This window comes from Streptomyces prunicolor NBRC 13075 (assembly GCF_000367365.1).
Lineage (GTDB): Bacteria > Actinomycetota > Actinomycetes > Streptomycetales > Streptomycetaceae > Streptomyces > Streptomyces prunicolor.
In genome coordinates, this window is the sequence record NZ_BARF01000064.1 from 116,121 (window position 1) to 141,125 (window position 25,005).

Here is a 25,005-nt window from a genome sequence, read left to right on the forward strand (position 1 = left end):
GGGCCCCGCAGGTGCTACGGCTGGAAGCGCAGCACCTGCGGGTCGTGGTCGCTGATCTGGTCGTTGAACTCCGAGTTGATGTGGACGCTGTCGTACTCGAAGCAGTCCTTGCGGATCGACGGACTGATCAGGATCTGGTCCAGGACCTGCTGGTTGCCCTGGTAGTCGTACGTGTAACGCTCGTTCTTCGGCAGGGACTTGATCGCCGAGTACAGTTCGCCGTCGCCTTCGAGGATCTTCGCGGTGTCGGAGAACTCGAAGTCGTTCATGTCGCCGAGCGTGATCACGTCCGCGTTCTTCTGCGCGGCGAGGATCTCGTTGACGAAGGCGTTGACCGCCGTCGCCTGCGCGTGCCGCTGGGTCTCCGAGCTGCGGGTGACCGGCTGGTACTGCGCGGTCAGGGGCTGGTCGCCACCCTTGGAGATCAGGTGGTTGGCGATCACGAAGACCGTCTTGCCCTTGAAGACGAACTCGCCCGCGAGCGGCTTGCGGCTCGCGCTCCAGGCCGCGTTGGCCGGGTCGATCCGGCCGGGGGAGGCGGTGAGTTGGGCCTTGCCGTGCACCTTGGTGACACCGACGGCGGTCGTCGAGTCGCCGCCCGCGCGGTCGGTGAAGGAGACCCGCTCCGGGTTGAACAGGAACACCTGGCGGATGTTGCCGCCGGGCTCGCCGCCGTCCTGGTCGTTGACCGGGTCGATCGAACGCCAGTCGTACTTCGGGCCGCCCGCCGCGACGATCGCGTCGATCAGCTTGTTGACCGTGACGCTCGCGTCGACCGTGCCGTCGTCCGTCGCACCGTTGTTGTCCTGGATCTCCTCCAGGGACACGATGTCGGGGGACTGCAGGTTGTTGACGATCGCGGCGGCGTGCGCGGCGAAGGTGCCGTCCGACGGGTCGAGGTTCTCGACGTTGTACGTCGCCACCGCGAGCTGGCTCTTCGACTGCTTCTTCGTCGTCTCGCGCTTGAGGCCCGCGCTCTTCACGGCGCCGATCTCGTTCGCGACGAGGGTGTAGCCGCCGTACTGGTTGAAGTCCAGCGGGCCGGCCGTGGTGCCGGTCAGCTTGTCGCCGACGTTGACGACCGGGAAGTCCGCCGTCGCGCCCAGGGACTGGATCTGCAGGCGCCCGCCGTTCTGCGAGTCGTAGGAGCCGTAGATCGTGCCACCGCGCTTGGTGGCGTTCTCGTGCGGCTTCACCGTGACCCACAGCTCCGCGTACGGGTCGGTCGCGGTGACCACGCGCGCGTCGGAGACCTGGACGTTCATGCCCTCGAGGGACTCGTAGTAGTCCAGGGCGTACTTCTTCGGCTGGAGCGCCAGCGCGTTGATCGAACCGCTCGCGGCGGTGTCGCCGACCGCGGTGTACGTGCTCGGCACGGACCGGTCGCTGATCACCGTGGCGGCCGGAACGGCGTTGCCGCTGGAGACGACGGTGACCGTCGGCTTGGTGATCTCGGTCAGCGACTGGTTGCCCGTGGCGGCACCGCCCGGCACGTACTCGGAGACCGTGCCGGAGACGGTGACCGAGTCGCCGACGGCGACCTTCGGCGTGGAGCTGGTGAAGACGAAGACGCCCTCGCTCGTGGCCGGGTTGTCGTCCGGGGTCGCGTCCTGGAACCAGAACCCCTTCGACGAGCCGTACGTACGGACGCCCGTGACGATGCCCGGTACGTCCGCGACCTTCTGGCCGGCGTACGGGGACACCCGGGTCGTGCCCTGGATGTCATGGATGCGCACGCTGTCGGCGTGCGCGGGCGAGGTGAGGACGATCGTGGACGCCACGGAACAGACGGCGGCGACGGTCAGCGCGGCGAGACGCGCGGAGGACTTGCTCGGCAACGGGATCCCTCCGGGGACATGCATGAGTGCCGGGACGAGGGTGATGGAACAGGTGACAACAGGTGATACGGCGGTGGGAGCCGCGAACCGGTGGGGCGGTGGCGACGCGCGTAGAACTTACCTGGAATGGGTGTCCATGACATTTCTACGCGCGTCAATCTCATTGCGAGGCCGCCCAGTTGTCAAGGTTTCGGCCATGTACTCCTCGTGGCCGGAACATGAACCGGGCGGCATGGGTCGAAATCCGTCTAGGCTGAGCGGCTGAGTCGTGTGTCGTGTACGGCCGTCGTACAGCCGTCGTACGGCCTTCGAGGCGCCCTAGGAGAACCCACCGATGTCAGACAGCTCCCCCTTGCCGCCGGTGCGGCTGCACTCCGAAGCGGAGCTGGCGCGCGACGCGCTGTCCACACCCCTGCTCGCCCGGGCCGCACGGCTCGCCCGCTGGGCGGGACCCGACACCCGCATCGACGCCGGTGGCAGCCTTGTCGACGAGCAACTGCCCGCCGCGGCCGAGCTCCTCGGCCTCACCGGCGAGGACGCCGCGGCCGACGCGAGCGAGGCCTGGCGGGTCGCCGTGGACACCGGGCTCGTCGAGGTCGTCGACGAGGAGGAGGGCACCGTAGCGGCGGGCGAGGAGCTGGCACAGCTCACCTCCGGCTCGCCCGGCGATGTGCTCGCGGTGTGGCTCGGAGCCCTCGACACTCTTCTCGCGGACGCGAGCGTGCCCGATCTGGACGGTCTTGTCGACGCCATGGACGAGGGCGGCGAGGTCGATTTCTCGTCACTCGACTGGGACCCCGAGGCGGAGGCCGAGTTCCTCGACGGCGTCCTCGGCAACCTTTACCTCCTGACCGTCAACGAGGACGGCCCCGGCGACGGCCCCGTCCCGCTGCCCGCGCTCGCCGCGTCGATGATCGTGCCCAGCGACATGGGTGAGCCCACCAACGACGTCCTGGAGCAGGTCTCCGACGCGATGATGCGCCTCGACGACCAGTTCCGGCTCCTCGAACCGGTCGGCATCGTCGAGTACCAGCCCGTCGACGAGGCCCTCATGGCCGACCCCGACGAACTGACCGACGGACCCTCCGCGCCCGTCGACGAGACCGACGTCACCCGCTACGGCATGGTCCGCCTCACCCCCCTCGGCCTCTACGGCCTGCGCGCCCGCCTCCTCGAAGCGGGCTTCGCCGCCCCCGCCGTAGGAGATCTCGCGGACAAGGGCGCGGACGCGCTGCTCGACGGGACGTCGACGTTCCCGCAGGCGGCCGCGCGGGCCGAGACCGAGCAGTGGCTGGCCGGTCGTGAACCCCTGGCGGCGGCACGGGAGTTGCTCGCCGCGGCCCGCGGCGCCGACACCGGAGCGCCGCTACGGCGGCTGCTCTGCCAGCAGGCGCTCTCCCTCGTCGGCGACGAGGCCGAGCCCGCGCTGCGCGAGGTGCTCGACGACCCCGAACTGGGCGGCCTCGCCCGGGTCTGGCTGAGCGAGCACGGCGCGAGCGATGTCCCCGCGCCCTCCGAGGACCTGGTGTTCTGGCTGACCGTCGACACGGTCGCCGCGCAGCTCGCCGCCGAGGGCAACTCCGAGGAGCTGCAGGCCCTGGTCGAGGGCCTGGCCCAGCAGCACAACGGGTTCTTCGCGGCGGCCTGGCGGGTCGACCACCCGGCAACCGCGGACGTCCTGGAGGCGATGGGCCGGCTGCACCCGGACAAGCGGATCGCGAAGGAAGCGCGCAAGGCGGCGTTCAAGGCGCGTTCCCAGCAAGGGAATTGACGCGGAAAGCCGAGGTGTGGGGAGGGCGACCTCCCCACACCCCGACGGTTCACCGCCTCAGCAGTGGTAGCTCGTCGTGTGCTTGAACGACGAGGAGTCCCCGTTGAAGCCGTACGTACCCCGGTAGGCCGGCGGGTTCTGGAACTCGCCGACGAGGGTCGTCGCGTTGGCGTGGGCGCCCTGGCCGGTGCGCTTCGCGTCGAGACGGATCGTCTCGCCCATGAAGCCGCCCGTGATGTCCCAGGGGGCGCCGCTGATGCCGGAGGTGATCTTGCCGCCGGTCACGACGTGCGGGTACGTGTTGGGGTTGTACTCCACCTCGATGGCGAAGGTCATCGACCCGTTGTGCAGTTCCAGCTTGGTGGACGCGGAGGCCGCCTCGGCGGTCATGTCCTGCTGGGAGGCGAACGCCTCGTCACGCGTCTTTACTTCCGCGCCCTGGGGATTGTGGAAACGGTGCTCGGAGCCGGTATGGCTCTTCTGCCGCTTGGCCTGCGTGGTCATGCTGATTCCCTCTTCCGGTACAGGTGTTGAGCGACCGTTACGGGTGCTGAGTGACCGTCAGGCAAGCTGCTCGGCGATCTCCACCCGCAGCAGCGCGCGGACGTTCTCGATGTGGTTGGCGACGGTGACGACCGAGGAACCCGCGAAGAGCAGACCGGTCGCGACGTTGTCGAGGGAGGTCACCAGCGAACCGGAGTCGCCGCCCGCCGAGATGCTCGTCGTCAGGACCTGGTCCAAGAACCGGGCCGTGCCCGCCGTGCCGTAGCCGACGTCGATCGTGACGTCGGTCGCGATGATCCGGCCGAAGCTGATGTTCGTCGTACGGCCGGTCTTCTTCACCAGGTCGCCGACCGAGACGTTGGCCTTGCGCCGCCAGGCGCGCGGCGCACCGCTGAAGTGCTGCTCACGGGTGGCGTCCTGGAAGTCCACGGCGCCGAGCGCGCAGTCCACCACGTTGTTGTGGCGCTCCACCGGGATCTGCGGCGCGAACTGGATAGGGATGAACCGGTCCAGGGTCGCGAGACGGTCGTCCGGGTCCGTGCCGCCGTCGTACGCGCCGGGCTGCAGGATCGAACTCCCCGGCTGGGCGCGGTTGCAGTCGGCCAGCACGTGGTTGTTGGAGAGGACGTAGAACCGCGCGGGGGTGCCGAGGCCGGGACCCGGCGGGTCCACGGAGGCGCCCGGCAGGAAGTCGTACACCACGCTGCCCAACGTGCCCGCGGTCACTCGCACGTTGCCGATCGAGACGCCTGAACGGGCCGGGCGCATACGGCGCTTGAGGAGCTGCGGCTCGAACCGGCCGAGCCCGCCGAGCTCTTCCAGCAACGGCTGCGTGAGGCCGGCGAGTTGCTCGGCCGTGCTGCCGTCGCTCCGGTAGGAGGTACCGCGGTCCTCGGAGCGGCCCGGGGTCCGGCGTTGCTGCTGCTGACGCTGCGCGGCGACATGGCCGACCGCGACGACGTCGGTGGGGGTGCCGTCGTCCATCGTGCGCGGGATGACATCCCGCTCGGGGAGCTGGGACTCCGGCACCTTCTGGGTCACGAACACCAGCACGGCCGCTTCGCCCGTGGCCTGTCCGTCGATCCACTTCACGCCGTGGCCGAAGCCGACGACGTTGGCCAGCGGCGACTGCGGCCGCAGGAAGTCTGAATTCGCTTGCCGACGGGAGCTGTCACTCAGCTGGCCGCCGGTCGGTCCTCGCATCATCTCGGGCTGGCTCACGCCAGACCACCTCATCAGATCACGGCTCTTGGTCCCTTACGGGCTACGGCGATCGCGCCTTCTCGAAAGGGCCGGTCGCGGGGGGCACTTCCCGCTCACATGGGCCGGCTTCGTGAGCCGGCCTTCTGCGGTGTGCTCTTCAGGTCTATGGCCGGGGAGCAGGCGGAGTCAAGGCAATCTGAAATGAATCACGAATTTCGCCCCGATCCATACTTTCCGTCCGCTACACGCCCTTTGGCCTTGCTTTCGAAGCGTCGCCAGGCCAGTTCTTCCGGAGCGGAGGACTTTTGGGTTTCGTGGGGGAGTACATACGGATTCATGGAAGGGAGACTGGTGATGTCGCTCGGTGTTCAACTCCCGTTCAGACATGGGCGGAAGCGTGGCGCCGACCGAGGTCCGCCACCCTCCACGGCACACCCACCGTCACAGGAGACACGCATGTCGCTCACCCGCAGGGATTTCACCGCAAAGTCCGCGCTGACCGGTGCCGGGGTCGCGCTGGCGGGCAGCGTCGGCGCCCTCGCCACCGCGCCCAACGCCCTCGCCGCCACCGACACCGACAGTGAGAACTCGGCGGCCGAATACGGCCACGGACACCAGCACCCCGGCGTCGGCTACGGCCCGCTGCTCGCCGACCCGGACGGCCTCCTCGCCCTCCCCGCCGGCTTCAAATACCGCGTCATCACCTACAGCGGGAAAACCAAGCTGGAGTCGGGCGAGTTCACCCCCTCCAACCACGACGGCACGTCCACCTTCGACGGCCCGCGCGGCGCCACCCTCCTCGTCAACAACCACGAGCTGGCCGGCCCCCGCGCCCAGTGGCCCCACCCCGTCCCGCTCACCGAGGGCCTCGTCTACGACCCCGCCGGGGCCGGCGGCTGCACGGTCGTCGAGGTCCGCCGCGACCATGTCGCCGAGTGGGTCGGCATCGCCGGCACCGTCACCAACTGCGCGGGTGGCAACACCCCTTGGGACACCTGGCTCACCTGTGAGGAGACCGAGGACAAGGCCGGCACCAACGGCTTCACCAAGGACCACGGTTACGTCTTCGAGGTCGACCCGGTCGACCGTCGCGCCAACCGAAACCCCAAGCCCATCAAGGCACTTGGCCGCTACGCCCACGAGGCGGTGGTCGTCGACCCCAAGCGTGGCCACCTCTACCTCACCGAGGACGCGTCGGGCCCGAACGGCCTCCTCTACCGCTGGACCCCGCCGGAGCACTTCCACCACGGCCGCGGCAAGCTCCGCACCCTCGCCGACGACGCGGGCGTCCTCCAGGCCTTCAAGTGCTTCGACTCCGGCGGCAAGTTCATCGACGACCTCTCCCGCGCCACGAAGATCGGCACGGTCTACGGCGTCGACTGGATCGACGTCCCCGACCGCGACGCGAAGACGGTCTCGGTCCGCAAGCAGTTCGCCGCCGGAGAGATCACCCGCGCCCGCAAGCTCGAGGGCATGTGGTGGGGCGACGGCGGCACCTACATCGTCTCCTCGTTCGCCCGCACGGAGAGCCCCGTCCAGCACGACGGCGCCGTCTGGTTCTACGACCCCAAGCGCCGCACCCTCACCCTCAAGGTCCTCATCGGCGTCAACCCCGACCCGTCCGTGGACGGCGCGTTCGACGGCCCCGACAACATCACCGTCTCTCCCTACGGCGGCCTCGTCATCGCCGAGGACGGCGAGGGCGTCCAGCACCTGTTCGGCGCGACCGACAGCGGGCGCACGTACCCGATCGCCCGCAACGAACTCAACATCGGCACCGAAGAGAAGCCGGAATACAGCGAGTTCACGGGCGTGACCTTCTCGCCCGACGGCAAGACGCTGTTCGCGAACATCCAGACGCCGGGGATCATGCTGGCGATCACGGGGCCTTGGAAGCGGCAGAAGCGCGGCTGAACTCCCGTACGGAATTAATTGGTTGGCCCCTCCAGAGCTGTGCCTCCTACTCTGAGATCACAACAGCACGCACCTCCCGGTGCGCAGGCGGCGGTTACTTCGTTGTGATCGAAAAAGACACCGCAGCCGTTCTTGATCTCGGGAGGCGCAGCTCATGGTGGGTGCCCGGTGCGCAGGCAACGGTTACTTCATTGGGCCAGACGGTTGCGGGTTCGAGTCCCGTCATCGACTTCGGGTCGGTGTAGCTCAATTGGGTGGAGCATCTGATAAGTCCGTCGCCGCTTTCTGATCTCGGGCACCCACCTTCCGCTGCGTCTTCCTCCGAAACACCAAGGAATTCGGGGGAATTCACCATGGCGCGATTCAACACCAAGGCGGCGAAGACCCAGCCCACTTCGCGGGTCACCTCCACGGGCCGAGTGCTCCGTACCTACCAGGGCGGCCGAGGCAGTGAGCGAGACGCGCGCTCCGAGCTTTTCCTGCTCGCCGTCGCCAACTTCGTCTCCCAGCAGACCTTTTACGAGTCCGGCGCCGACCGCGACGACCGCTTCGCCACCCTCGTGCGCGAGCTCGCCGTCACCGACCCGGCCTGGACGGCCGGCCTCCTCGGCTGGCTGCGCGGCGAGGGCAACCTCCGTACGGCCTCCCTCGTGGGCGCCGCCGAGTACGTGAAGGCCCGCCTCGACGCCGGCGCCACCGACGGCCCCTCGAACCGACAGGTCGTCGACTCCGTGCTCCGGCGCCCGGACGAGCCCGGCGAGCTGCTCGCGTACTGGACCACGCGCTACGGCCGCGCCATCCCGAAGCCCGTCAAGCGCGGTGTCGCCGACGCCGTACGACGTCTCTACGGCGGCAAGTCGCTGCTGAAGTACGACACCGCGGCCAAGGGCTACCGCTTCGGCGACATCCTCAACCTGGTGCACGCGGCGCCGGACCCGGACAAGGCGTGGCAGGGCGAGCTGTTCCAGTACGCGCTGGACCGGCGGCACCACCCGGACACCGCCGTACCGCCCGCGTCGAACCAAGTCCTCACCGCGCACCGCGAGTTGATGGCGCTGCCGGTCGAGCGGCGACGCGCTGTCGTCACCGCGGCCGACGGCGCGGAGCGGTTCGCGGCGGCCGGGATGACGTGGGAGGCGCTGGCCGGCTGGCTCCAGGGGCCGATGGACAAGGCGGCCTGGGAGGCGGTCATCCCGTCCATGGGCTCGATGGCGCTGGTCCGGAACCTCCGGAACTTCGACGAGGCCGGGGTCTGTGACGAGGTCGCGGCCCAGGTCGCGGCGAAGATCAGCGACCCGGCGGAGGTCGCGCGCTCGCGGCAGTTCCCCTTCCGGTACCTCGCCGCGTACCAGCACGCTCCCTCGCTGCGCTGGTCGTACCCGCTGGAGCAGGCGCTCGGCCACTCGCTGGCCAACGTGCCCGCGCTGCCGGGCCGCACGCTGGTGCTCGTGGGCCGCTCGGGCTCGATGTTCTTCTCGCGGCTGTCCGACCGCTCGGAGCTCAACCGGGCCGACGCGGCGGCGATCTTCGGCACGGCGCTCGCGCTGCGGGCGGCGGACGCGGACCTCGTCGAGTTCGGCACCACGAGCAAGCGCCTGGACTTCGGCGCGGGCGAGTCGGTGCTCAAGGTCCTGGAGCGCTTCGGCGACCTGGGCGGCACCGACACCACCTCGGCGGTCCGCTCGCACTACCGGGGCCAGGACCGGGTGCTGATCGTCACCGACGAGCAGTACGCGTACAGCCGGCACGGCGACCCGACCGAGCAGGTACCGGCCGGCATCCCGGTCTACACCTGGAACCTCGCCGGGTACCGAGCGGGCCACGGCCCGTCCGGCACGGCGAACCGGCACACCTTCGGCGGCCTCTCGGACGCGGCCTTCCGGATGGTGCCGCTGCTGGAGGCGGCCCGGGACGCGGACTGGCCCTGGGCGGCCTGAAGCGAGGAAGCGAGACATGTGGCCCGCACCCACACATGGGTGCGGGCCACACCCATGTCCGGACAAGGGTGTGGGCGAGCCATTGACATCTAACATTTCAGTTCTACTATCGGTTCATGGAAGCCCTACGGCCCGTCCCGCGCACCCTTCTCCGCGACCGCGCCTACGAAGCGATCCGCGACGCCATCGTGGCCGGGGAGATCGAGCCCGGGGCCGTGGTGCGGGACGCCGATCTCGCCGAGCGGCTCGGGTTGTCGCGCGCGCCGGTACGCGAGGCGTTCTCGCGGCTGGTGGAGGAGGGCCTGCTGGAGAGCAAGCCGCAGAGCTACACCCGGGTGACGCCGGTTGTGGCCGCCGAGGTGCGGGACGCCGCCGCCGTGGTCGGGGCCATGCACGAGTTGGTGACGCGGGTCGCCGTACCCCTCTTGCGGGACAAGGACGTTGACGTGATGCGCGCGGCCAACGACCGGTTCGCCGCCGCCGTGGCCGCCGGTGACGTGGACGCGGCCCTGCGCGCCGACGACGAACTCCACGACGTACCGGTGCGGGTGAGCGGCAATCGCGCCGCCGCCGCCACCATCGCCCGTTACACCCCGCTCATCCGCCGACTGGAGCGACGACGCTTCGGCGAGGGCGGCTCATGCCGCTCGGCCGGACTGCACGAGCGGCTGATCGAGGCCTGCGCCGAAGGCGACACGGACGGTGCGGTCCGCGTCACGGCCGACATCTGGCACACCCTCGCAGACCTGGCCGACGCCGACTGACCCTGGAGAACTCATGTCCCTTTCCTCGTACGACCGTTACCCCCTCCTCTTCGGCCCCTCGCCCGTCCACCCCCTGGAGCGCCTCACCGCCCACCTCGGCGGCGCCGCCCTGTGGGCCAAGCGCGAGGACTGCAACTCCGGTGTCGCGTACGGCGGCAACAAGACCCGCAAGCTGGAGTACCTCGTCGCCGACGCCCTCGCGAAGGGCTGCGACACCCTCGTGTCGATCGGCGGCGTGCAGTCCAACCACACCCGCCAGGTCGCGGCTTCTGCCGCCCGCGCCGGGCTCAAGTGCGTGCTGATCCAGGAGAGTTGGGTGGAGTGGCCCGACTCCGTCTACGACAAGGTCGGCAACATCCTGATCAGCCGCCTCGCCGGAGCGGACGTACGGCTGGTGAAGGCCGGGTTCGGCATCGGCTTCAAGGAGAGCTGGGAGCAGGCTCTGCGGGAGGTCGAGGAAGGCGGCGGCAAGCCGTACGCCATCCCGGCCGGCGCCTCCGACCACCCGCTCGGCGGCCTCGGCTTCGCCAACTGGGCCCATGAAGTCGCCCAGCAGGAACAGGAGTTGGGCGTCTTCTTCGACACCGTGGTGGTGTGCTCGGTGACCGGGTCCACCCAGGCGGGCATGGTCGCCGGGTTCCGCGCGCTGGAAGAAGCGGGCGGGCGCGAGCGCCGGGTGCTCGGCATCGACGCCTCGGCGAAGCCCGCCGAGACCCGCGAGCAGGTGGCCCGCATCGCCCAGGGCACCGCCCAACTGATCGGCGTCAAGCGCGAGTTGACCCTCGACGACGTCGAACTGGACGACCGCTACCACGCCGGCATCTACGGCATCCCCGACGAGACCACCCTGGAGGCGATGCGCCTCGCCGCCCGCACCGAGGGGATGGTCACCGACCCCGTCTACGAGGGCAAGTCCATGGCCGGGATGATCGACCTGGTCGCCCGCGGTGAGATCGCCGCCGACTCCACCGTGCTCTACGCCCACCTCGGCGGACAGCCCGCGCTGAACGCGTACAGCGCGCTGTTCTAGGCAGGCCCCGCAGTCCCCTCAGTCCTCTTTAGGCAGTCCCCTTGGCCCGCTCGGGTTTCCTGCCGGTGATCACGAGCGCCGATACCAGCAGCGCGGTCAGGGCGATCAGCGCGCCGACGCCGAACGCGCGGGCCGACCCGTGGACGAGGATCTCGGACGGTGACCCGGTCGATTGCCGGGTCGCCGTACCGAACACCGTGACCAGGATGGACAGTCCGAGGGTGCCGCCGAGCCACTGGAGGGTCTGGAGGAGACCCGACGCGGCGCCCGCCTCACGGGGCTCGATGCCCGCGAGGATCGTCACATTGAGGGGCATGAAGCTGAGGCCGACGCCCAGGCCCATCAGGAACAGGGGGCCCAGCAGGCCGGTCAAGTAGCCGTCGCCGGGGCGGAGTTGCCACAGCCACGTCGCCGATGCGACGAGCACGGCCATGCCGGTGAGCAGGATCGGCTTGGCGCCGAAGCGGGCCAGCAGGCGCGGTACGAAACGCACGACCGTGAACATCGCCAGCGTCATCGGCAGGAACGCGAAGCCCGCGCGCAACGGGCTGTAGTCCAGGACCCGTTGGCTGATCAGGGTGAGGAAGTAGAACGCGCCGAACATGCCCGCCGGCAACAGCAGGACGCCCGCGTAGCCACCCGCTCGGTTGCGGCTCGCGAACAGGCGCAGCGGCATGATGGGTTGGGCGGCGCGGGACTCGACCAGGGTGAAGCCCGCCAGCAGGGCCGCCGCGAAACTGAACCCCAACTGCGCCTGCGTATCGCCCCAGCCGTCCGACGAGACCCGGATGAACGCGTACACCAGCGAGGTCATCCCGGCGGTGCCGGTGAGCGCGCCCGCCGCGTCGAACCGGCCCGCGTGGCGCGGGGGTTCGGCGACGAAACGGGGGAGGGCGGTGGCCACCGCGACGCCGATCGGCACGTTGATCAGCAGGGCCCAGCGCCAGGACGCCCAGGAGGTCAACATGCCGCCGATGACCAGGCCTATCGAGGCGCCGATGCCGGCCATGGAGGTGTAGATGCCGAGCGCGTGGTGACGGCGCGGGCCCTCCGGGAAGTTGGTGGTGATCAGGGCGAGCGTGTTGGGTGCGATGAGCGCGGCGCCCACGCCCTGCAGCGCGCGGGCCGCGAGCAGCCAGGCGCTGTCGGTGGCGAGTCCGCCGAGCAGGGAGGACGTCGCGAAGAGCAGCACGCCGATGGTGAGCGTACGGCGACGGCCGACGATGTCGCCGACCCGGCCGCCCAGCAGAAGCAGCCCGCCGAAGGCGAGCGTGTAGGCGTTGAGGACCCAGGACAGCCCGGTGGGGCTGAAGTCGAGGTCCTTCTGGATGTCCGGCAGCGCTACGTTGACGACAGTGGAGTCGACGCCGACCATCAAATAGGCCGTGACGACGACGAAGAGGACGGTGCCGAGCCTGGCGGTTCGGGGTGGTGCGGAGAGAGGATCGACGGTGGTGGACGGTGCGGACGGGCTGGACATGGAGTTCTCCCGTTCTGGCGTCCCCGGCTGAGACATGTGCGGGCAGCACGGACTGCCCGCAGCGGTAAGCGGGGACTGTCTCCGTTTAGTACTCGGTAAGATACGGAGACAGTCCCCGGTTCGCAAGGAGTATCTGGATGGCGCAGGTCAGACCCATGCGCGCGGACGCCCGGCGCAACTATGACCGACTGCTGAAGGTGGCGGCGGAGGCTTTCGCCGAGCACGGGGAGAACGCGTCCCTCGACGACATCGCCAAGCGCGCGGGCGTCGGATCAGGGACGCTGTACCGGCATTTCCCCACCCGGCAGGCGCTGTTGGAGGCGGCCTACGTCGACCGGATCGAGGCGCTCGGGACCCGCGCCGACGAGCTCGCGAAGGAGCTGCCGCCGGGCGAGGCGCTGGCCGAGTGGCTGTACGAGGTCTGCGTCGGCACGATCCAGGTGCGCGGCATGAAGGCCCTGCTGGGCTCGGCCGTCGCGGACGGCAGCAATCTCGCGCTCACGGCCTGCGGTACGCATATGAAGGGCGCGACGCAGCGGTTGGTGGAGGCGGCACAGCGGGAGGGGACCCTGCGTCAGGACATCGAGCCGATCGAGGTCCTGCGGTTGGCCCACGGGGTGTCCACGGCTTCCGAACTGGCGGACGGCCAGGGGAAGTCCATCCGCCGCTATCTGTCCCTGCTGACGAACGGGCTACGGCCCGCTGCCGGGTCGGAGTGAACGCCGGGCGCCCCTCGGAAGGAGCGCCCGCAGCGGTCGTAGGACTGTGTCTGTGGTGGTTACAGCGCTTGGGCCGCCGGCTTCACCATGCCGCGCACCGTGCGGGACTTCACGAAGTCGCCCATCGCGGTCATGTCCCACTCACCGGTGAACTGCTTGACCAGCTTCGCCATCATCACGCCCGTCTGGGACTCGGCGTTGGTGAGGTCGAAGCGGACCAGTTCCTCGCCGGTCGCGGCGTCCAGGAGGCGGCAGTAGGCCTTGGCGACCTCGGTGAACTTCTGGCCGGAGAAGGAGTTGACCGTGAAGACCAGGCCGGTGACGTTCTCGGGGATGCGGCCGAGGTCGACCACGATCACCTCGTCGTCACCGCCGCCCTCGCCCGTCAGGTTGTCACCGGAGTGCTTGATCGCGCCGTTCAGGATCGACAGTTTGCCGAAGTAGCAGCTGTCGACGTGGTTGCGCTGCGGGCCGTAGGCGATGACCGAGGCGTCCAGGTCGATGTCCTTGCCGCGGTACGCGGGCTCCCAGCCGAGGCCCATCTTGACCTGGGAGAGGAGCGGGCGGCCGCCCTTGACCAGGGAGACGGTCTGGTTCTTCTGGAGGCTGACGCGGCCCTTGTCGAGGTTGATCTTTCCGGCGCCGAGCGGGGGTGCGGCGGGCGGCGGCGGGGGAGTCGCGGGAGCGACGGGAGCTGCTGCGGCCTGCGGTGCGGGCGGGGCCACCGGAGCTGGAACCGCTGCCGGAGCCGCGGCCGGTTCCTCGACCGAGACGCCGAAGTCCGTGGCGATGCCCGCGAGGCCGTTGGCGTAGCCCTGGCCGACCGCGCGGGCCTTCCAGACGCCGTTGCGGAGGTAGATCTCCACGACCACGAGTGCCGTCTCGGCGCCGAGCTGCGGGGGTGTGAAGGTGCCCAGCACGCTGTTGTCGTCCGCGTTGCGGATCGTGGCCGTGGGTTCGACGCCCTGGAAGCTCTGGCCGGCCGCGTCCGGGCTGGCGGTGACGACGATCTTCTCGATGCCCGGCGGGACGGCGCCGGTGTCGACGGTGATCGCGTCGGGTGCCGTACCGCCGCCGGAGCGGTAGGTCACGCCGGGGCCCGTCGGCTGGTTGTAGAAGATGAAGTCGTCGTCGGAGCGCACCTTGCCGTCGCCCGTGAGCAGCAGGCCCGATACGTCGAGCCGCACCGGGGCGGCGACGTCCACCGTCACGCGCGCGGCGGAGAGAGGGATGTTCGAGCCGGGGGTCATAGCTGTCATGACTCGTGAACGACCGAGACCATTTTGCCGTTCCCTTACCAAGCGACCAATTGGCCAACCCTTGACACCACCGGCTCGAAACCGCCCTCGATCCCTCCTGCGGACTCCCCTGAACCCTTCTGCGGACTAGGGAATCACCACGATCTTCCGCCCCACCCCCGCCGCGAACTGCTCCAGCGCCTGCGGATACCGCTCCAGCTCGATCCGGTCGCTGATGAAGATCTCCGGGTCGAGGACGCCATTCGCGAACAGCTCCGCCGCCCGTTCGAAGCTGTGCAGCACCGCCATGGAACCGGTGATGGTGATCTCCTGGTTGTAGATGCGGTACGGGTCGATCGACACCCGGGTCGCGTAGTCGGCCACCCCGAACTGCAGGAACGTGCCGGCCTTCGCCACCCGCCCCAGGCCGTCCTGGATCGCCGCCGCGTTGCCGGTCGCGTCGACCACGAGGTCCCAGCCCTGCGGCCGGTCCAGCTCGTCCGCGTTCGCCGCGGAGCCGGAGACACCGAGCGTGCGGGCCGTCTCCAGGCGGGCCGGGTTCAGGTCCACGATGTCGACGCTCGCCGCGCCGGTGCGCTTGGCCAGCTCCAGCATCATCAGGCCCATGGTCCCGGAGCCGTAGATCAGGACGTGTGCGCCGAGGCGGGACTTGAGGACGTCGTAGCCGCGCACCGCGCACGACAGGGGTTCGACGAGGGCCGCGTCCTGGGTGCGGACGTGCTCGGGGAGCTTCACGCAGTTCGCCACCGGGGCGAGTGCGTACTGGGCCGCGCCGCCCGCCGTGGTGACGCCGATCGCGGCCCAGCGTTCGCAGAGGTTGTTGTGGCCGTTGCGGCACTGCCGGCACTCGTAGCAATAGAGGGATGGGTCTACGGCTACTTGGTCGCCGACCGAGACCTCGGTGACCTGGGTGCCGACCGCGACGATCTCGCCGGCGAACTCGTGGCCCGGCACGATCGGCAGCTTGGGCGCGAACTCGCCCTGGAGGATGTGTAGATCGGTGCCGCACAGCCCGCAGGCGGCGACCTCGACGACGACCTCGCGGGGGCCCGGCGTCGGGTCGGGGACCTCGGTGACGACGGCGCGGCCCACGGACTCGATGACGGCGGCCTTCATTTCACGGCTCCCAAGGAGAGGCCCTGGACCAGCTTGTCCTGGGCGGCGAACCCTGCGGCGAGCACCGGCAGGGAGACGACGAGCGACGCGGCGCACACCTTGGCCAGGAACAGGCCCTGGCTGGTGATGAAGCCGGTCAGGAAGACGGGGGCGGTCTCGGCGACCACACCCGTGAGGACCCGGGCGAACAGCAGCTCGTTCCAGCTGAAGATGAAGCAGATCAGGGAGGTCGCCGCGATACCGGGGAGGGCGATCGGGGCCACCACGCGCGCGAGGATGGTTGGCAGCCGCGCGCCGTCGATCTGCGCCGCCTCGATGACGGCGACCGGGACCTCGGCGAGGAACGACTGCATCATCCACACCGCGATCGGCAGGTTCATCGAGGTGTAGAGGATGACCAGGAGCCAGATGTTGTCCAGCATCCCGGCGTTCTTCGCGAACAGGTAGATCGGCAGCAGGCCCGCCACCACCGGGAGCATCTTCGTGGACAGGAAGAAGAACAGGACGTCGGTCCACTTCTTCACCGGGCGGATCGACAGCGCGTAGGCCGCCGGGAACGCCAGCACCAGCACGAAGAGTGTCGAAGCCACCGACGCGACCAGCGAGTTGACCAGCGCGGGCCAGGGGCTCGCGCCGCCGCCCGTGCCGAAGAACTCCCGGTAGCCGCTCAGGGTGAGGGCGGCCCCGAAGGACGGCGGGTTGGTCGCCGCGTCCGTCTCCGAGTGGAAGGACGTCAGCGCCATCCAGGCGATGGGCAGGAAGAACACGATGCCGAGAAGCCAGGCCACCAGGCCGAGGCCCGCTCCTTTACGGCGGTCACGCACGCGTACGGCGATGCTGCTCATGCGCGGGACGCCTCCTCACGGAACAGGGACGACACGACGCGCAGGGCGAAGGTCGCGATGATGATCGAGCCGATGACGACCAGGACACCGGCCGCCGAGGCGAGGCCGTTCTCGTGCGCCTGGTAGAAGCTCTGGTAGACGGTGTAGGGCAGGTTGGCGGTGCCCAGGCCGCCCGACGTGATGGTGAAGACCGCGTCGAAGTTCTGGACGATGTAGATCGAGCCCAGCAGGGCGCCGAGTTCGAGATAGCGGCGCAGATGCGGGAGTGTCAGATAGCGGAAGACCTGCCAGTCGCTGGCGCCGTCCACTTTCGCGGCCTCGATCTGCTGGTGGTCGCGGCTCTGGAGGCCGGCCAGCAGGATCAGCATCATGAACGGCGTCCACTGCCACACCAGGGAAGCCTCGACCGCGAGCAGCGGGGTGTTGGAGATCCAATCCGGCTGTGGGCCGCCCACATAGTGCAACAGCCCATTGAACAGGCCGTATTCAGGGTTGTAGAGCACATGCTTCCAGAGCAGGGCCGCGGCCACCGGCACCACCAGGAACGGGGCGATCAGCAGCGTGCGGACAAAGCCCCGGCCCTTGAACTTCCGGTCCAGGAGCAGGGCGAGCAGCAGGCCGAAGATCAGGCTGGCCACCACCACCGCCACGGTGAGCAGGACGGTCGTCCACACCGAGTGGCGCAGGTCGGCGTCGGTCAGGACCTGCTGGTAGTTGTCGAAACCGGTGAAGTGCCGGGCCTTCGGGTAGAGCGCGTTCCAGTCGAAGAAGGAGATCACCAGCGTGGCCACGAACGGGAGTTGGGTCACGACGATCATGAAGATCAGGGCGGGGAGCAGGGGGGCGCGGGTGGCCCAGGCGCGCAGCTTGTCCGATGGCTGTCGCGCGGTGCGGGTCGGACTGGTGGCCAGCGGGGCCGTTGTCGTGGCGGTCATCGTCCCTCGTACTCCTTGGAGATCTTCTCGGCGAGTTTCTGGGACTTCTTCAGGGCCGAGTCGACGGACTGCCGTCCGGCGATGGCCGAACTGATCTCCTGGGAGACCTTCGTACCGAGGTCGGTGAACTCGGGGATGTCGACGAACTGGATGCCGGGCGCGGGCCGCGGCTGTACGCCCGGGTCATTGGGCTTGGCGCCCTCGATGGCTTCCTTCGTCTGCTCCTGGAAGGCGGCGGCCTCTTTCACGTACTCGGGGTTCGTGTACGTCGAGGCGCGCTTCCCGGCCGGCACGTTGGCCCAGCCGTCCTTCTCGCCGACCAGCTGCTCGTACTGCTTGCCGGACGCCCAGGACACGAACTTCCAGGCCTTGTCGGAGTTGTGGGACGCCTTCTGGATGCCCCAGGCCCACGTGTAGAGCCAGCCGGAGGAGTCGGTCTTCTCGACCGGGGCGGGGACGTAGCCGATCTTGCCCTTCACCGGGGAGCCCTTGGCCTCCAGCGAACCGGCCGCCGAGGTGGCGTCGTACCACATGGCGACCTTGCTCTGCGTGATGTTGTTGAGGCACTCGGCGAAGCCGGACTGGGCCGCGCCGGACTCGCCGTGCTTGCGGACCAGGTCGACATAGAACTTCGTCGCCTGCTCGAAGCCGGGGGAGTCGAGCTGCGCCTTCCAGTTCTTGTCGAACCAGGTGCCGCCGAAGGTGTTCACGACGGTGGTCAGCGGCGCCATCAGCTCGCCCCAACCGGGCAGCCCGCGCAGGCAGATGCCCTTCATGCCCGGCTTGGCGCCGTCGACCTTGGCGGCGATGTCGGCCACCTGGGTCCAGGTCGGGTGCGCGGGCATGGTGAGGCCCTTGTCGGCGAGCACGTCCTTGCGGTACATCAGGAAGGACGACTCGCCGTAGAACGGCTGCCCGTAGAGCTTGCCGTCGTCGGCGGTCAGGGACTCGCGCATCGGCTTGAGGATGTCCTGCTCGTCGTAGGCCGGGTCCTTCGCCACGTACGAGTCCATCTCGTGCAGCCAGCCGTTGCGGGCGTAGATCGGGATCTCGTAGTTGGAGAGGGTCGCGACGTCGTACTGGCCGGCCTGGTTGGCGAAGTCCTGGCTGATCTTGTCGCGGACGTCGTTCTCGGGCAGCACCGTGAAGTTGACCTTGATGCCGGTCTCCTTCGTGAAGTTCGGTGCCAGTTTCTGGAGTTCGGTCATCTGGGGGTTGTTGACCATCAGGACGTTGATCGAGTTGCCGCCTGATCCGGCGCCGCCCGCTCCGACCCAGCAGCCGGAGAGCAACGGGGCGAGCAGCGTCCCTACGGCGGCCAGGGCGAGCGTGGCTCGCGGCGGCCGTCGTCGGCTCTGGGTTCGCATGGATCGCTCCTGCAGTAAGGGGAGTTGGACTTATGGGGTGACAAAGGCGCCGCCGGGCATGGCTGCGCCCTACGTAGTGACTCAGTTGGTTTTTCAAACGGCGTTCTGGACGCGCCCGATGCTTGTGACGCTCTAGACGCGTATGACCTGTGGCCCCAGCAATGAGTAGCGGTGGGCTTCGGCCGACGGGAGCAGCGTGCTCGTGACGATCGTCTCCAGGGCGCCGATCTCGGCGAACCGGCAGAAACTGACCGCCCCGAACTTGGTGTGCACGCCCGCGAACACGGTGCGCCGGGCGGCGCGGATGGCCTGTGCCTTGACCTCGCTGACGGCGGGGTCGGGCGTGGTCAGGCCGTGTTCGCGGGAGATGCCGTTGGCGCCGATGAAGGCGAGGTCGAGGACGAAGCCGGCGAGCATCTTCGTCGTCCAGTGGTCCACGGTCGCCAGGGTGCCGTGCCGGACCCGGCCGCCGAGCAGCAGCACCGAGGTGTTCTCCGACTCGGCGAGCACGCCCGCCACGGGCAGGGACGCGGTGACCACGGTCAGCGGTCGGTCCCTGGGCAGCGCCTCGGCGATGAGCTGTGGGGTGAAGCCCTCGTCGACGAAGACGGTCTCGGCGTCCCCGAGCAGCTCGGCCGCGGCGATCGCGATCCGGCGCTTCTCCGGGACATGGCTGGTGGCGCGGAAGGCGAGCGTCGTCTCGAAACCGGCGCTCTCCACGGGGTAGGCGCCGCCATGTGTCCTGCGGACCAGCCCGTGGTCCTCCAGGGCGCGCAGATCGCGCCGTACGGTCTCCTTGGCCACGCCCAGCTCCGCGGCGAGCGCGGTGACGTCGACCGAGCCGGTGCGGCGCGCGGCCCGCACGATCTCCCGCTGACGCTCCTCCGCCGAACTCGTGCTCATGGCCGACACCACCTTCCCGCTCACTGGAGTACTGCCCGTTCGGGCCCGGTGCGACCCTTGGGGGAAGTTCTACAGCGGGTGCGCGGCACTGACCAGGCCTGTTGCACGCCCGATGCTGCCCGTGTGTGACCGTTTACCGCGCGGTGTGCCCGTCGCGGACCTGCGCGGCTGTCCGCCCGGGCGTGAGATCGGGCAGCGTCCGTGCCCGAACATGCCTGCGGGCGGGCCCGTTCGGTGCCCGCCCGCGTCTCCGGAGACCCGTTTCCCGTCAGTTCGACCGGATGTACGGCCCGTGTCAGTACCCGCCCGTGTCAGTACGGCCAGATCGGCGGGTCGTTCACGAAGTGGCCGCCCAGATAGGCGTGCGCCTCGACTCCCGGCCGGAGCTCGCCCTGTTCGGCGACGATCTTCTCGGCGTACGGCTCGGAGTCGTCCTGCGGCTCGTAACCGAGCGCCCGCGCGGTCGACAGGTCCCACCACAGGCGGGTGTTGGCGGAGGAGCCGTAGACGACGGTGTGCTGTACGTCCTCGGCGGTGAGGGCCGCGTGGAAGAGGCGGGCGCCGTCGGCGGGGCTCATCCAGATCGACAGCATGCGCACGCTGCTGGGCTCCGGGAAGCAGGAGCCGATGCGCACGGAGACGGTCTCCAGGCCGTGCTTGTCCCAGTAGAGCTGCGCCAGGTCCTCACCGAAGGACTTGGAGAGGCCGTAGAAGGTGTCGGGGCGGTGCGGGGTGTCGATGGGGATGAGCGGGTCTCCGGCTTCGGGCCTCGGGGTGTAGCCCACCGCGTGGTTGGAGGAGGCGAAGACGATGCGGGGGACGCCCTCCTCGCGGGCGGCCTCGTAGAGGTTGTACGTGCCCTCGATGTTCGACGCGAGGATCTTGTCGAAGGAGGCTTCCAGGGAGATGCCCGCGAGATGGATGATCGCGTCGACGCCCCGTACCGCCTCGCGCAGGGCCGCCCGGTCCGAGAGGTCGGCGGTGATCGCGTCCGGCTCGCCCTCGATGGGGCGGAGGTCGAGCAGCCGCAGCTCGTAGCCGTAGGAGGGGAGCAGGTCCCGCATCAGGGTGCCGAGCCCGCCTGCGGCGCCGGTGAGCAGAACGGTGCGGGGAGCGGGCATCCTCGGTCTCCTTGAGTGGTCGATCTCATCCATGGACGGTATTCACATGCATGGACAAGCTAGATATCCGTCACCATGCCCGTCAAGTGTGGCGCGGACCTGCGAAATCCGCTTCACTCTTGCTCATTTGCTGGCTTGACCCATCCTGAGGCAGCTCCTTAGGGTGGGATCGTTCAGAAATGTAGACGTGGATCAGAAGAACGCACGCACCTGTTCAACGCACGCACCTGTTCAAGGGAGAGCCCGTGACGTCTGCCCCTCTCGCCGCCCGGCTCAGCATCCCCAGCGGGCCGCTCTTCTTCCCCGTCACCGCCTACGGCCCCGACGGCTCCGTCGATCTCGACGTCTACCGCGCGCATGTCCGCCGGGGCGTCGAGGCCGGAGCCGCTGCGGTCTTCGCGTGCTGCGGCACTGGGGAGTTCCACGCGCTGCTGCCCGAGGAGTTCGAGGCGTGCGTGCGGGCCGCCGTGGAGGCGACCGAGGGCCGGGTGCCGGTGGTCGCGGGCGCGGGCTACGGCACCGCGCTCGCCGTACGGTACGCACGGCTCGCGGAGGCCGCCGGCGCGGACGGGCTGCTCGCCATGCCGCCGTACCTCGTGGTCGCCGGGCAGGAGGGGCTGCTGCGGCACTACCGCGAGGTGGCCGCGGCGACCGCGCTGCCCGTCATCGTCTACCAGCGCGACAACGCCGTGTTCACCCCCGCCACGGTGGTCGAACTCGCCCGCACCGAGGGCATCATCGGGTTCAAGGACGGCCTCGGCGACCTCGACCTGATGCAGCGGATCGTGAGCACCGTACGTGCCGAAGTCCCGGGCGACTTCCTGTACTTCAACGGCCTGCCGACCGCCGAACAGACCCAGCTCGCCTACCGGGGCATCGGCATCACCCTGTACTCCTCCGCCGTGTTCTGCTTCGTCCCCGAGATCGCGCTCGCCTTCCACCGAGCGCTCGCGACCGGCGACGACACCACGGCCAACCGCCTCCTCGACGGCTTCTACCTGCCGTTCGTCGAACTGCGCGCCCAGGGCCGGGGTTACGCCGTCTCGCTCGTCAAGGCGGGCGTGCGGATGCGGGGGTCGGACGTCGGCGAGGTCCGCCCGCCGCTGACCGAACCGACCGAGGACCACGTCAAGCAGCTCGCCCAACTCATCGAGCGCGGCTACGCGTTGATCGAGTCGGAGACCGAGTCGCAGGTCGAGTCACAGGTCGCGTCGCGGATCGAGGAGGGCGCGTGAAGGCATCGGCATTCGTCTACCCCTGGGACGTCAACGGCGACCCGGAGGCGGGCGCCAGGATCGCCGAACTCGGCGTCCAGCAGGCGACCTTGGCCTCCGCGTACCACTCCACGCGCGCGTTGACCCCCCGCCACCCGCGCCACCGCATCGTCACCGCCGAGCACGCGGCCGTCCTGTATCCGCCGGACAACCGTTGGCAGGGACGGGAGTTGAAGCCGTACGCGGCCGGCGACTGGGCCCCCGGCGACGCCTACGGGGAGGCCGCGGCTGCCCTCGCGGACGCGGGCCTCGATGTACACACCTGGGTCGTGCTAGCCCACAACTCCCGCCTGGGCGCGGACCATCCGGACACCTCGGTGGTCAACGCGTACGGCGACCACTACCCCTGGGCACCCTGCATCGCCCAACCCGCCACGCGCGCGTACCTCGTCGACCTCGCCACCGAGGCCGCCGTACGCCCCGGCGCGCGCGGCACCGAACTGGAGTCCCTCGGCTGGTACGGCCTCACCCATCTCCACGCCCACGACAAGACCGCCGGGGTCGGGCTCGGGGACGCCGCCCAGTTCCTCATGTCCCTGTGCTTCTGCTCGACCTGCCAGGAGGGCTACGGCGAACAGGGCCTCGACGCCGAGGAGTTGGCGGCGGTCGTACGCGCCGCGCTGGAACCCGTGTGGCAGGGCGCGCCCTCCGACGGCGGCTGGGCGGGGGTCGAGAAACTCCTCGGCGAGGCGAACGCGACGGCCACACGCGCGTGGCGCGACGAGCGGGCCCGCACCCTCCAGGAGACGGCGGTCGCAGCGGTCCGGGCTGCCGCACCCGCCGACTTCCAGGTACTGCTCCACGCGGACCCGGTGTCGTACCACTGCGGTGCCAACGCGGGCGTGGATCCCGGGCACATCCTCTCCGTGGCCGACGGCGTGGTCGTCCCCTGCGCGGGCGGCACGGGCCTGCTGACACCGTTCGCCGAACAGGGCGTGGACGGGGCCGTGTTGGCCGCGAACTTCACGGTGGTCTCCGGGATGGGCGGCCGGCCGGGGTCGCTGGCGACGGACGCGGAACGGGCGCGGGATCTCGGGGCGAGTGAACTGCGGCTGTATCACGCGGGGTTGGCGTCGGAGGGAGACTTGGTGAGGGTGCGGGAGGCGTTGGGCGGGCTCTGAGGCGGGGGTGCGGGAGGCGTTGAGCGGGCTCTGAGCCGGGGGTGTGTCCGGACGGAGCGGGCGACTTCGGGGACGCGCCGGGCTCAAGCGACGTCGGGCACGCGAGCGGACCCGGCGACTCCCGCCGTACGGGGGTGAACGCGGCGATCGGCACGCACGGCAGCACCAGGCCGAGCGCCGCGGCACCCGCCGGCACGCGCGGAGCCCCAGGCCGATCACTGCGGCAGCAATCACAGTCCCACCGCCGGTACGGATGTGACCGCGTCCGGATCGGCCACCGCAGGTCCGCCGAACGCGGCCGGCGTACCGGCCCGCGATGAGTTTCGGGGCCGCCGTCGGTCTACCTCACGAGTGGAGACCGACCCCCGGAAGGAAAGCGCATGACCGACAGCATCATCGACCTCGGCCCGCAGACCCGCGTCGTCGCCCGCCTCGTCGAGGGCGTCACCGACGAGCAGCTCAGGGAGGTGACCCCGTGCCCCGGCACCGCCGTACGCAACATGCTGGGGCACCTGCTCGGGCTGTCCGTCGCCTTCCGTGACGCCGCGCGCAAGGACCTGGGCGTCATGACGGACACCGCACCGGACACCGGCGCCTCCGACATCGGCCCCGGCTGGCGCGAGGACTTCCCCAAGATTCTCGACGGACTAGCCGAGGCCTGGCGCGACCCCGCCGCCTGGACCGGCATGACCCGCGCGGGCGGCATCGACCTCCCCGGAGCCGTCGCCGCGGCCGTCGTCGCCGACGAACTGGTCATCCACGGCTGGGACTTGGCGGTGGCCACCGGCCAGCCGTACGAGCCCGACGCGGCCGCGCTGCGGACGTCGTACACCTTCCTGCTGGCGGCGGCCGAGGACCCGACCGGAGGCGGGGGCATCTTCGGACCGGTGGTCCCGGTACCGACGGACGCACCCCTCCTGGACCGGGCGGTGGGCCTGAGCGGACGGGACCCGGGCTGGAAGCCGTAGGGCTAGGTCGTGTCCGCAAAGTCCCGTCGTCCGGTCCAGGAGGGCGGGCCCTGCGGCGTCTGGTGCGTGCTCTGGGGGTCCCCCGGCCGGAGGCTGGGGGAGTGCCGGGCGGAAGTCCTCGTACTGGACGTACTTGGGCTTTCGCCCGGTGCGGCGAGTGGGGGCACCGCCCACGCCCTTAAGGCAGTGGGGGAGGGACTTTGCGGACACGGCCTAGCGGAGGGAGGCGAAGCGCCTCAGCCGTGGACCGGGAAGGACGACTGGAACGCCAGGCGCTCGTCGGCCCCGTCGCCGATGCCGGCGAGGAGCTCGTCGAGCGCCATGAACTCCTCCCATGCCGCCCGGCCCGTCGCCTCGGTCAGCCGGGCCACGACGAGATCCTCCAGCTCGGGGACACGCTTGTTCTTCCACACCTTGTCGGCGAGGCTCACCAACAGGTCCTCCAGGCCCACTTGTTGGCGCCCCCACGACGCGTGCGTCGCGGCGAAGCGGGCCAACTCCGGGCTGACGCCGTGGCGTTGCAGAAGATCCCGTCCCGCCTCCTCGTGCGCCGCTCCCGGCCCGGACAGTTCGGAGACGTGCAGCGTCTTCCCCACGTCGTGCGTCGCCGCCCCGAAGAGCACCGCCTCGCGGTCGAACCGCACGGCGGGGCAGTGCAGTTCGACCCAGTCGACCAGCTGATGGGCGACGTCATGGACAGCTCGCAGGTGGGCCGCGAGCCGCGCCGGGCTGCTCAACTCGGACAGCAGCTCGACCACCCGATCCGGCAGCGGAAGCAGTGGCGGGTCGACGGCGCCGGTCATCGCCCTCGACAGGAGAGTGTCGGCCATCACCGCGTCAGGGTACTGACCGCGGTGCCCAGGCGCGGTCGGTCCGAGGCCGAGCACCACGGAACGCCCTGAAATGTGAGTGCCGTGGGCCCCGGAACCGTACTCT

The 25,005-nt window shown here is 69.8% G+C and carries 21 protein-coding genes; 9 read left to right on the forward strand and 12 right to left on the reverse strand.

All coding sequences use genetic code 11. The annotated features are described in order from the left end of the window. Window positions 1-14: 14 nt before the first annotated feature. Window positions 15-1,838 (reverse strand): DUF8508 domain-containing protein, encoded by a 1,824-nt coding sequence (locus SPR02S_RS29140; protein ID WP_019060556.1) that lies wholly within the window; start codon window positions 1,836-1,838, stop codon window positions 15-17. Window positions 1,839-2,172: 334 nt separating this feature from the next. On the opposite strand from SPR02S_RS29140, the gene SPR02S_RS29145 reads away from it, so the two are divergent. Beyond that, window positions 2,173-3,609: a hypothetical protein gene (locus tag SPR02S_RS29145; protein WP_019060557.1), complete on the forward strand. Its 1,437-nt coding sequence runs from the start codon at window positions 2,173-2,175 to the stop codon at window positions 3,607-3,609. A 57-nt stretch (window positions 3,610-3,666) separates the two neighbouring features. Here the strand turns inward: SPR02S_RS29145 and SPR02S_RS29150 are convergent, their stop codons facing one another. Continuing rightward, window positions 3,667-4,113 (reverse strand): hypothetical protein, encoded by a 447-nt coding sequence (locus SPR02S_RS29150; protein WP_019060558.1) that lies wholly within the window; start codon window positions 4,111-4,113, stop codon window positions 3,667-3,669. Between the two features lie 57 nt (window positions 4,114-4,170). Continuing rightward, a complete protein-coding gene (locus SPR02S_RS29155; RefSeq protein ID WP_019060559.1) occupies window positions 4,171-5,334 on the reverse strand; it encodes a chymotrypsin family serine protease in 1,164 nt (387 codons plus the stop codon). A gap of 438 nt (window positions 5,335-5,772) precedes the next feature. Between SPR02S_RS29155 and SPR02S_RS29160 the strand changes: the two genes are divergently transcribed. The 4 genes from SPR02S_RS29160 to SPR02S_RS29175 all read left to right on the forward strand — a co-directional run bounded on the left by SPR02S_RS29160 (window position 5,773) and on the right by SPR02S_RS29175 (window position 10,961). After that, entirely contained in the window at window positions 5,773-7,230 is a 1,458-nt protein-coding gene (locus SPR02S_RS29160; RefSeq protein WP_019060560.1) for an alkaline phosphatase PhoX, read from the forward strand. A gap of 353 nt (window positions 7,231-7,583) precedes the next feature. Continuing rightward, the gene (locus tag SPR02S_RS29165; protein ID WP_019060561.1) at window positions 7,584-9,167 is read left to right on the forward strand and encodes a TROVE domain-containing protein; all 1,584 of its coding nucleotides are present in this window, start codon (window positions 7,584-7,586) and stop codon (window positions 9,165-9,167) included. A 116-nt stretch (window positions 9,168-9,283) separates the two neighbouring features. Continuing rightward, entirely contained in the window at window positions 9,284-9,931 is a 648-nt protein-coding gene (locus SPR02S_RS29170) for a GntR family transcriptional regulator (protein WP_019060562.1), read from the forward strand. Window positions 9,932-9,944: 13 nt separating this feature from the next. Further along, on the forward strand, window positions 9,945-10,961 hold the full coding sequence (locus SPR02S_RS29175) for a 1-aminocyclopropane-1-carboxylate deaminase (protein ID WP_019060563.1): 1,017 nt from the start codon (window positions 9,945-9,947) through the stop codon (window positions 10,959-10,961). A 28-nt stretch (window positions 10,962-10,989) separates the two neighbouring features. Here SPR02S_RS29175 and SPR02S_RS29180 read toward each other — a convergent pair whose 3' ends face one another. Beyond that, on the reverse strand, window positions 10,990-12,441 hold the full coding sequence (locus SPR02S_RS29180) for an MFS transporter (protein ID WP_019060564.1): 1,452 nt from the start codon (window positions 12,439-12,441) through the stop codon (window positions 10,990-10,992). A 137-nt stretch (window positions 12,442-12,578) separates the two neighbouring features. On the opposite strand from SPR02S_RS29180, the gene SPR02S_RS29185 reads away from it, so the two are divergent. Continuing rightward, window positions 12,579-13,160, forward strand: a complete 582-nt coding sequence (locus SPR02S_RS29185; RefSeq protein WP_019060565.1) for a TetR/AcrR family transcriptional regulator — start codon at window positions 12,579-12,581, stop codon at window positions 13,158-13,160. Between the two features lie 59 nt (window positions 13,161-13,219). Here SPR02S_RS29185 and SPR02S_RS29190 read toward each other — a convergent pair whose 3' ends face one another. From SPR02S_RS29190 to SPR02S_RS29220, 7 genes are all read right to left on the reverse strand, one after another. Next, on the reverse strand, window positions 13,220-14,410 hold the full coding sequence (locus SPR02S_RS29190; protein ID WP_019060566.1) for a TerD family protein: 1,191 nt from the start codon (window positions 14,408-14,410) through the stop codon (window positions 13,220-13,222). A 135-nt stretch (window positions 14,411-14,545) separates the two neighbouring features. Further along, on the reverse strand, window positions 14,546-15,535 hold the full coding sequence (locus tag SPR02S_RS29195; RefSeq protein ID WP_019060567.1) for a zinc-dependent alcohol dehydrogenase family protein: 990 nt from the start codon (window positions 15,533-15,535) through the stop codon (window positions 14,546-14,548). Next, entirely contained in the window at window positions 15,532-16,380 is an 849-nt protein-coding gene (locus SPR02S_RS29200) for a carbohydrate ABC transporter permease (protein ID WP_019060568.1), read from the reverse strand. The genes SPR02S_RS29195 and SPR02S_RS29200 overlap by 4 nt, the downstream gene beginning before the upstream one ends. Next, window positions 16,377-17,315: a carbohydrate ABC transporter permease gene (locus tag SPR02S_RS29205; protein WP_019060569.1), complete on the reverse strand. Its 939-nt coding sequence runs from the start codon at window positions 17,313-17,315 to the stop codon at window positions 16,377-16,379. The genes SPR02S_RS29200 and SPR02S_RS29205 overlap by 4 nt, the downstream gene beginning before the upstream one ends. Then, window positions 17,312-18,682, reverse strand: coding sequence for an ABC transporter substrate-binding protein (locus tag SPR02S_RS29210; RefSeq protein WP_019060570.1), 1,371 nt, complete (start codon window positions 18,680-18,682; stop codon window positions 17,312-17,314). Before SPR02S_RS29210 ends, SPR02S_RS29205 begins: the two co-directional genes overlap by 4 nt. A 132-nt stretch (window positions 18,683-18,814) precedes the next feature. Further along, on the reverse strand, window positions 18,815-19,585 hold the full coding sequence (locus SPR02S_RS29215) for a DeoR/GlpR family DNA-binding transcription regulator (protein ID WP_019060571.1): 771 nt from the start codon (window positions 19,583-19,585) through the stop codon (window positions 18,815-18,817). Window positions 19,586-19,896: 311 nt separating this feature from the next. Continuing rightward, window positions 19,897-20,706, reverse strand: coding sequence for an NAD-dependent epimerase/dehydratase family protein (locus SPR02S_RS29220; RefSeq protein WP_019060572.1), 810 nt, complete (start codon window positions 20,704-20,706; stop codon window positions 19,897-19,899). 245 nt (window positions 20,707-20,951) lie between these two features. Between SPR02S_RS29220 and SPR02S_RS56580 the strand changes: the two genes are divergently transcribed. The 3 genes from SPR02S_RS56580 (at window position 20,952) to SPR02S_RS29235 (ending at window position 24,069) form a co-directional block, all read left to right on the forward strand. Next, window positions 20,952-21,941 carry a 5-dehydro-4-deoxyglucarate dehydratase gene (locus tag SPR02S_RS56580; RefSeq protein WP_019060573.1) on the forward strand — a complete coding sequence of 330 codons (990 nt, stop codon included), beginning with the start codon at window positions 20,952-20,954 and terminating at the stop codon, window positions 21,939-21,941. Next, window positions 21,938-23,101 (forward strand): hypothetical protein, encoded by a 1,164-nt coding sequence (locus SPR02S_RS29230; protein WP_019060574.1) that lies wholly within the window; start codon window positions 21,938-21,940, stop codon window positions 23,099-23,101. The genes SPR02S_RS56580 and SPR02S_RS29230 overlap by 4 nt, the downstream gene beginning before the upstream one ends. A gap of 380 nt (window positions 23,102-23,481) precedes the next feature. After that, window positions 23,482-24,069, forward strand: a complete 588-nt coding sequence (locus tag SPR02S_RS29235) for a TIGR03086 family metal-binding protein (protein ID WP_019060575.1) — start codon at window positions 23,482-23,484, stop codon at window positions 24,067-24,069. 236 nt (window positions 24,070-24,305) lie between these two features. On the opposite strand, the gene SPR02S_RS29240 is transcribed toward SPR02S_RS29235, so the two are convergent. Further along, window positions 24,306-24,899, reverse strand: a complete 594-nt coding sequence (locus SPR02S_RS29240; protein WP_019060576.1) for an HD domain-containing protein — start codon at window positions 24,897-24,899, stop codon at window positions 24,306-24,308. Window positions 24,900-25,005: the final 106 nt, after the last annotated feature.

Coding starts and splice junctions, on each gene's coding strand:
- SPR02S_RS29145 (WP_019060557.1), top strand. CDS start 2,173: ATGTCAGACAGCTCCCCCTTGCCGCCGGTGCGGCTGCACTCCGAAGCG.
- SPR02S_RS29150 (WP_019060558.1), bottom strand. CDS start 4,113: ATGACCACGCAGGCCAAGCGGCAGAAGAGCCATACCGGCTCCGAGCAC.
- SPR02S_RS29160 (WP_019060560.1), top strand. CDS start 5,773: ATGTCGCTCACCCGCAGGGATTTCACCGCAAAGTCCGCGCTGACCGGT.
- SPR02S_RS29165 (WP_019060561.1), top strand. CDS start 7,584: ATGGCGCGATTCAACACCAAGGCGGCGAAGACCCAGCCCACTTCGCGG.
- SPR02S_RS29170 (WP_019060562.1), top strand. CDS start 9,284: ATGGAAGCCCTACGGCCCGTCCCGCGCACCCTTCTCCGCGACCGCGCC.
- SPR02S_RS29175 (WP_019060563.1), top strand. CDS start 9,945: ATGTCCCTTTCCTCGTACGACCGTTACCCCCTCCTCTTCGGCCCCTCG.
- SPR02S_RS29180 (WP_019060564.1), bottom strand. CDS start 12,441: ATGTCCAGCCCGTCCGCACCGTCCACCACCGTCGATCCTCTCTCCGCA.
- SPR02S_RS29185 (WP_019060565.1), top strand. CDS start 12,579: ATGGCGCAGGTCAGACCCATGCGCGCGGACGCCCGGCGCAACTATGAC.
- SPR02S_RS29190 (WP_019060566.1), bottom strand. CDS start 14,410: ATGACCCCCGGCTCGAACATCCCTCTCTCCGCCGCGCGCGTGACGGTG.
- SPR02S_RS29195 (WP_019060567.1), bottom strand. CDS start 15,535: ATGAAGGCCGCCGTCATCGAGTCCGTGGGCCGCGCCGTCGTCACCGAG.
- SPR02S_RS29200 (WP_019060568.1), bottom strand. CDS start 16,380: ATGAGCAGCATCGCCGTACGCGTGCGTGACCGCCGTAAAGGAGCGGGC.
- SPR02S_RS29205 (WP_019060569.1), bottom strand. CDS start 17,315: ATGACCGCCACGACAACGGCCCCGCTGGCCACCAGTCCGACCCGCACC.
- SPR02S_RS29210 (WP_019060570.1), bottom strand. CDS start 18,682: ATGCGAACCCAGAGCCGACGACGGCCGCCGCGAGCCACGCTCGCCCTG.
- SPR02S_RS29215 (WP_019060571.1), bottom strand. CDS start 19,585: ATGAGCACGAGTTCGGCGGAGGAGCGTCAGCGGGAGATCGTGCGGGCC.
- SPR02S_RS29220 (WP_019060572.1), bottom strand. CDS start 20,706: ATGCCCGCTCCCCGCACCGTTCTGCTCACCGGCGCCGCAGGCGGGCTC.
- SPR02S_RS29235 (WP_019060575.1), top strand. CDS start 23,482: ATGACCGACAGCATCATCGACCTCGGCCCGCAGACCCGCGTCGTCGCC.
- SPR02S_RS29240 (WP_019060576.1), bottom strand. CDS start 24,899: ATGGCCGACACTCTCCTGTCGAGGGCGATGACCGGCGCCGTCGACCCG.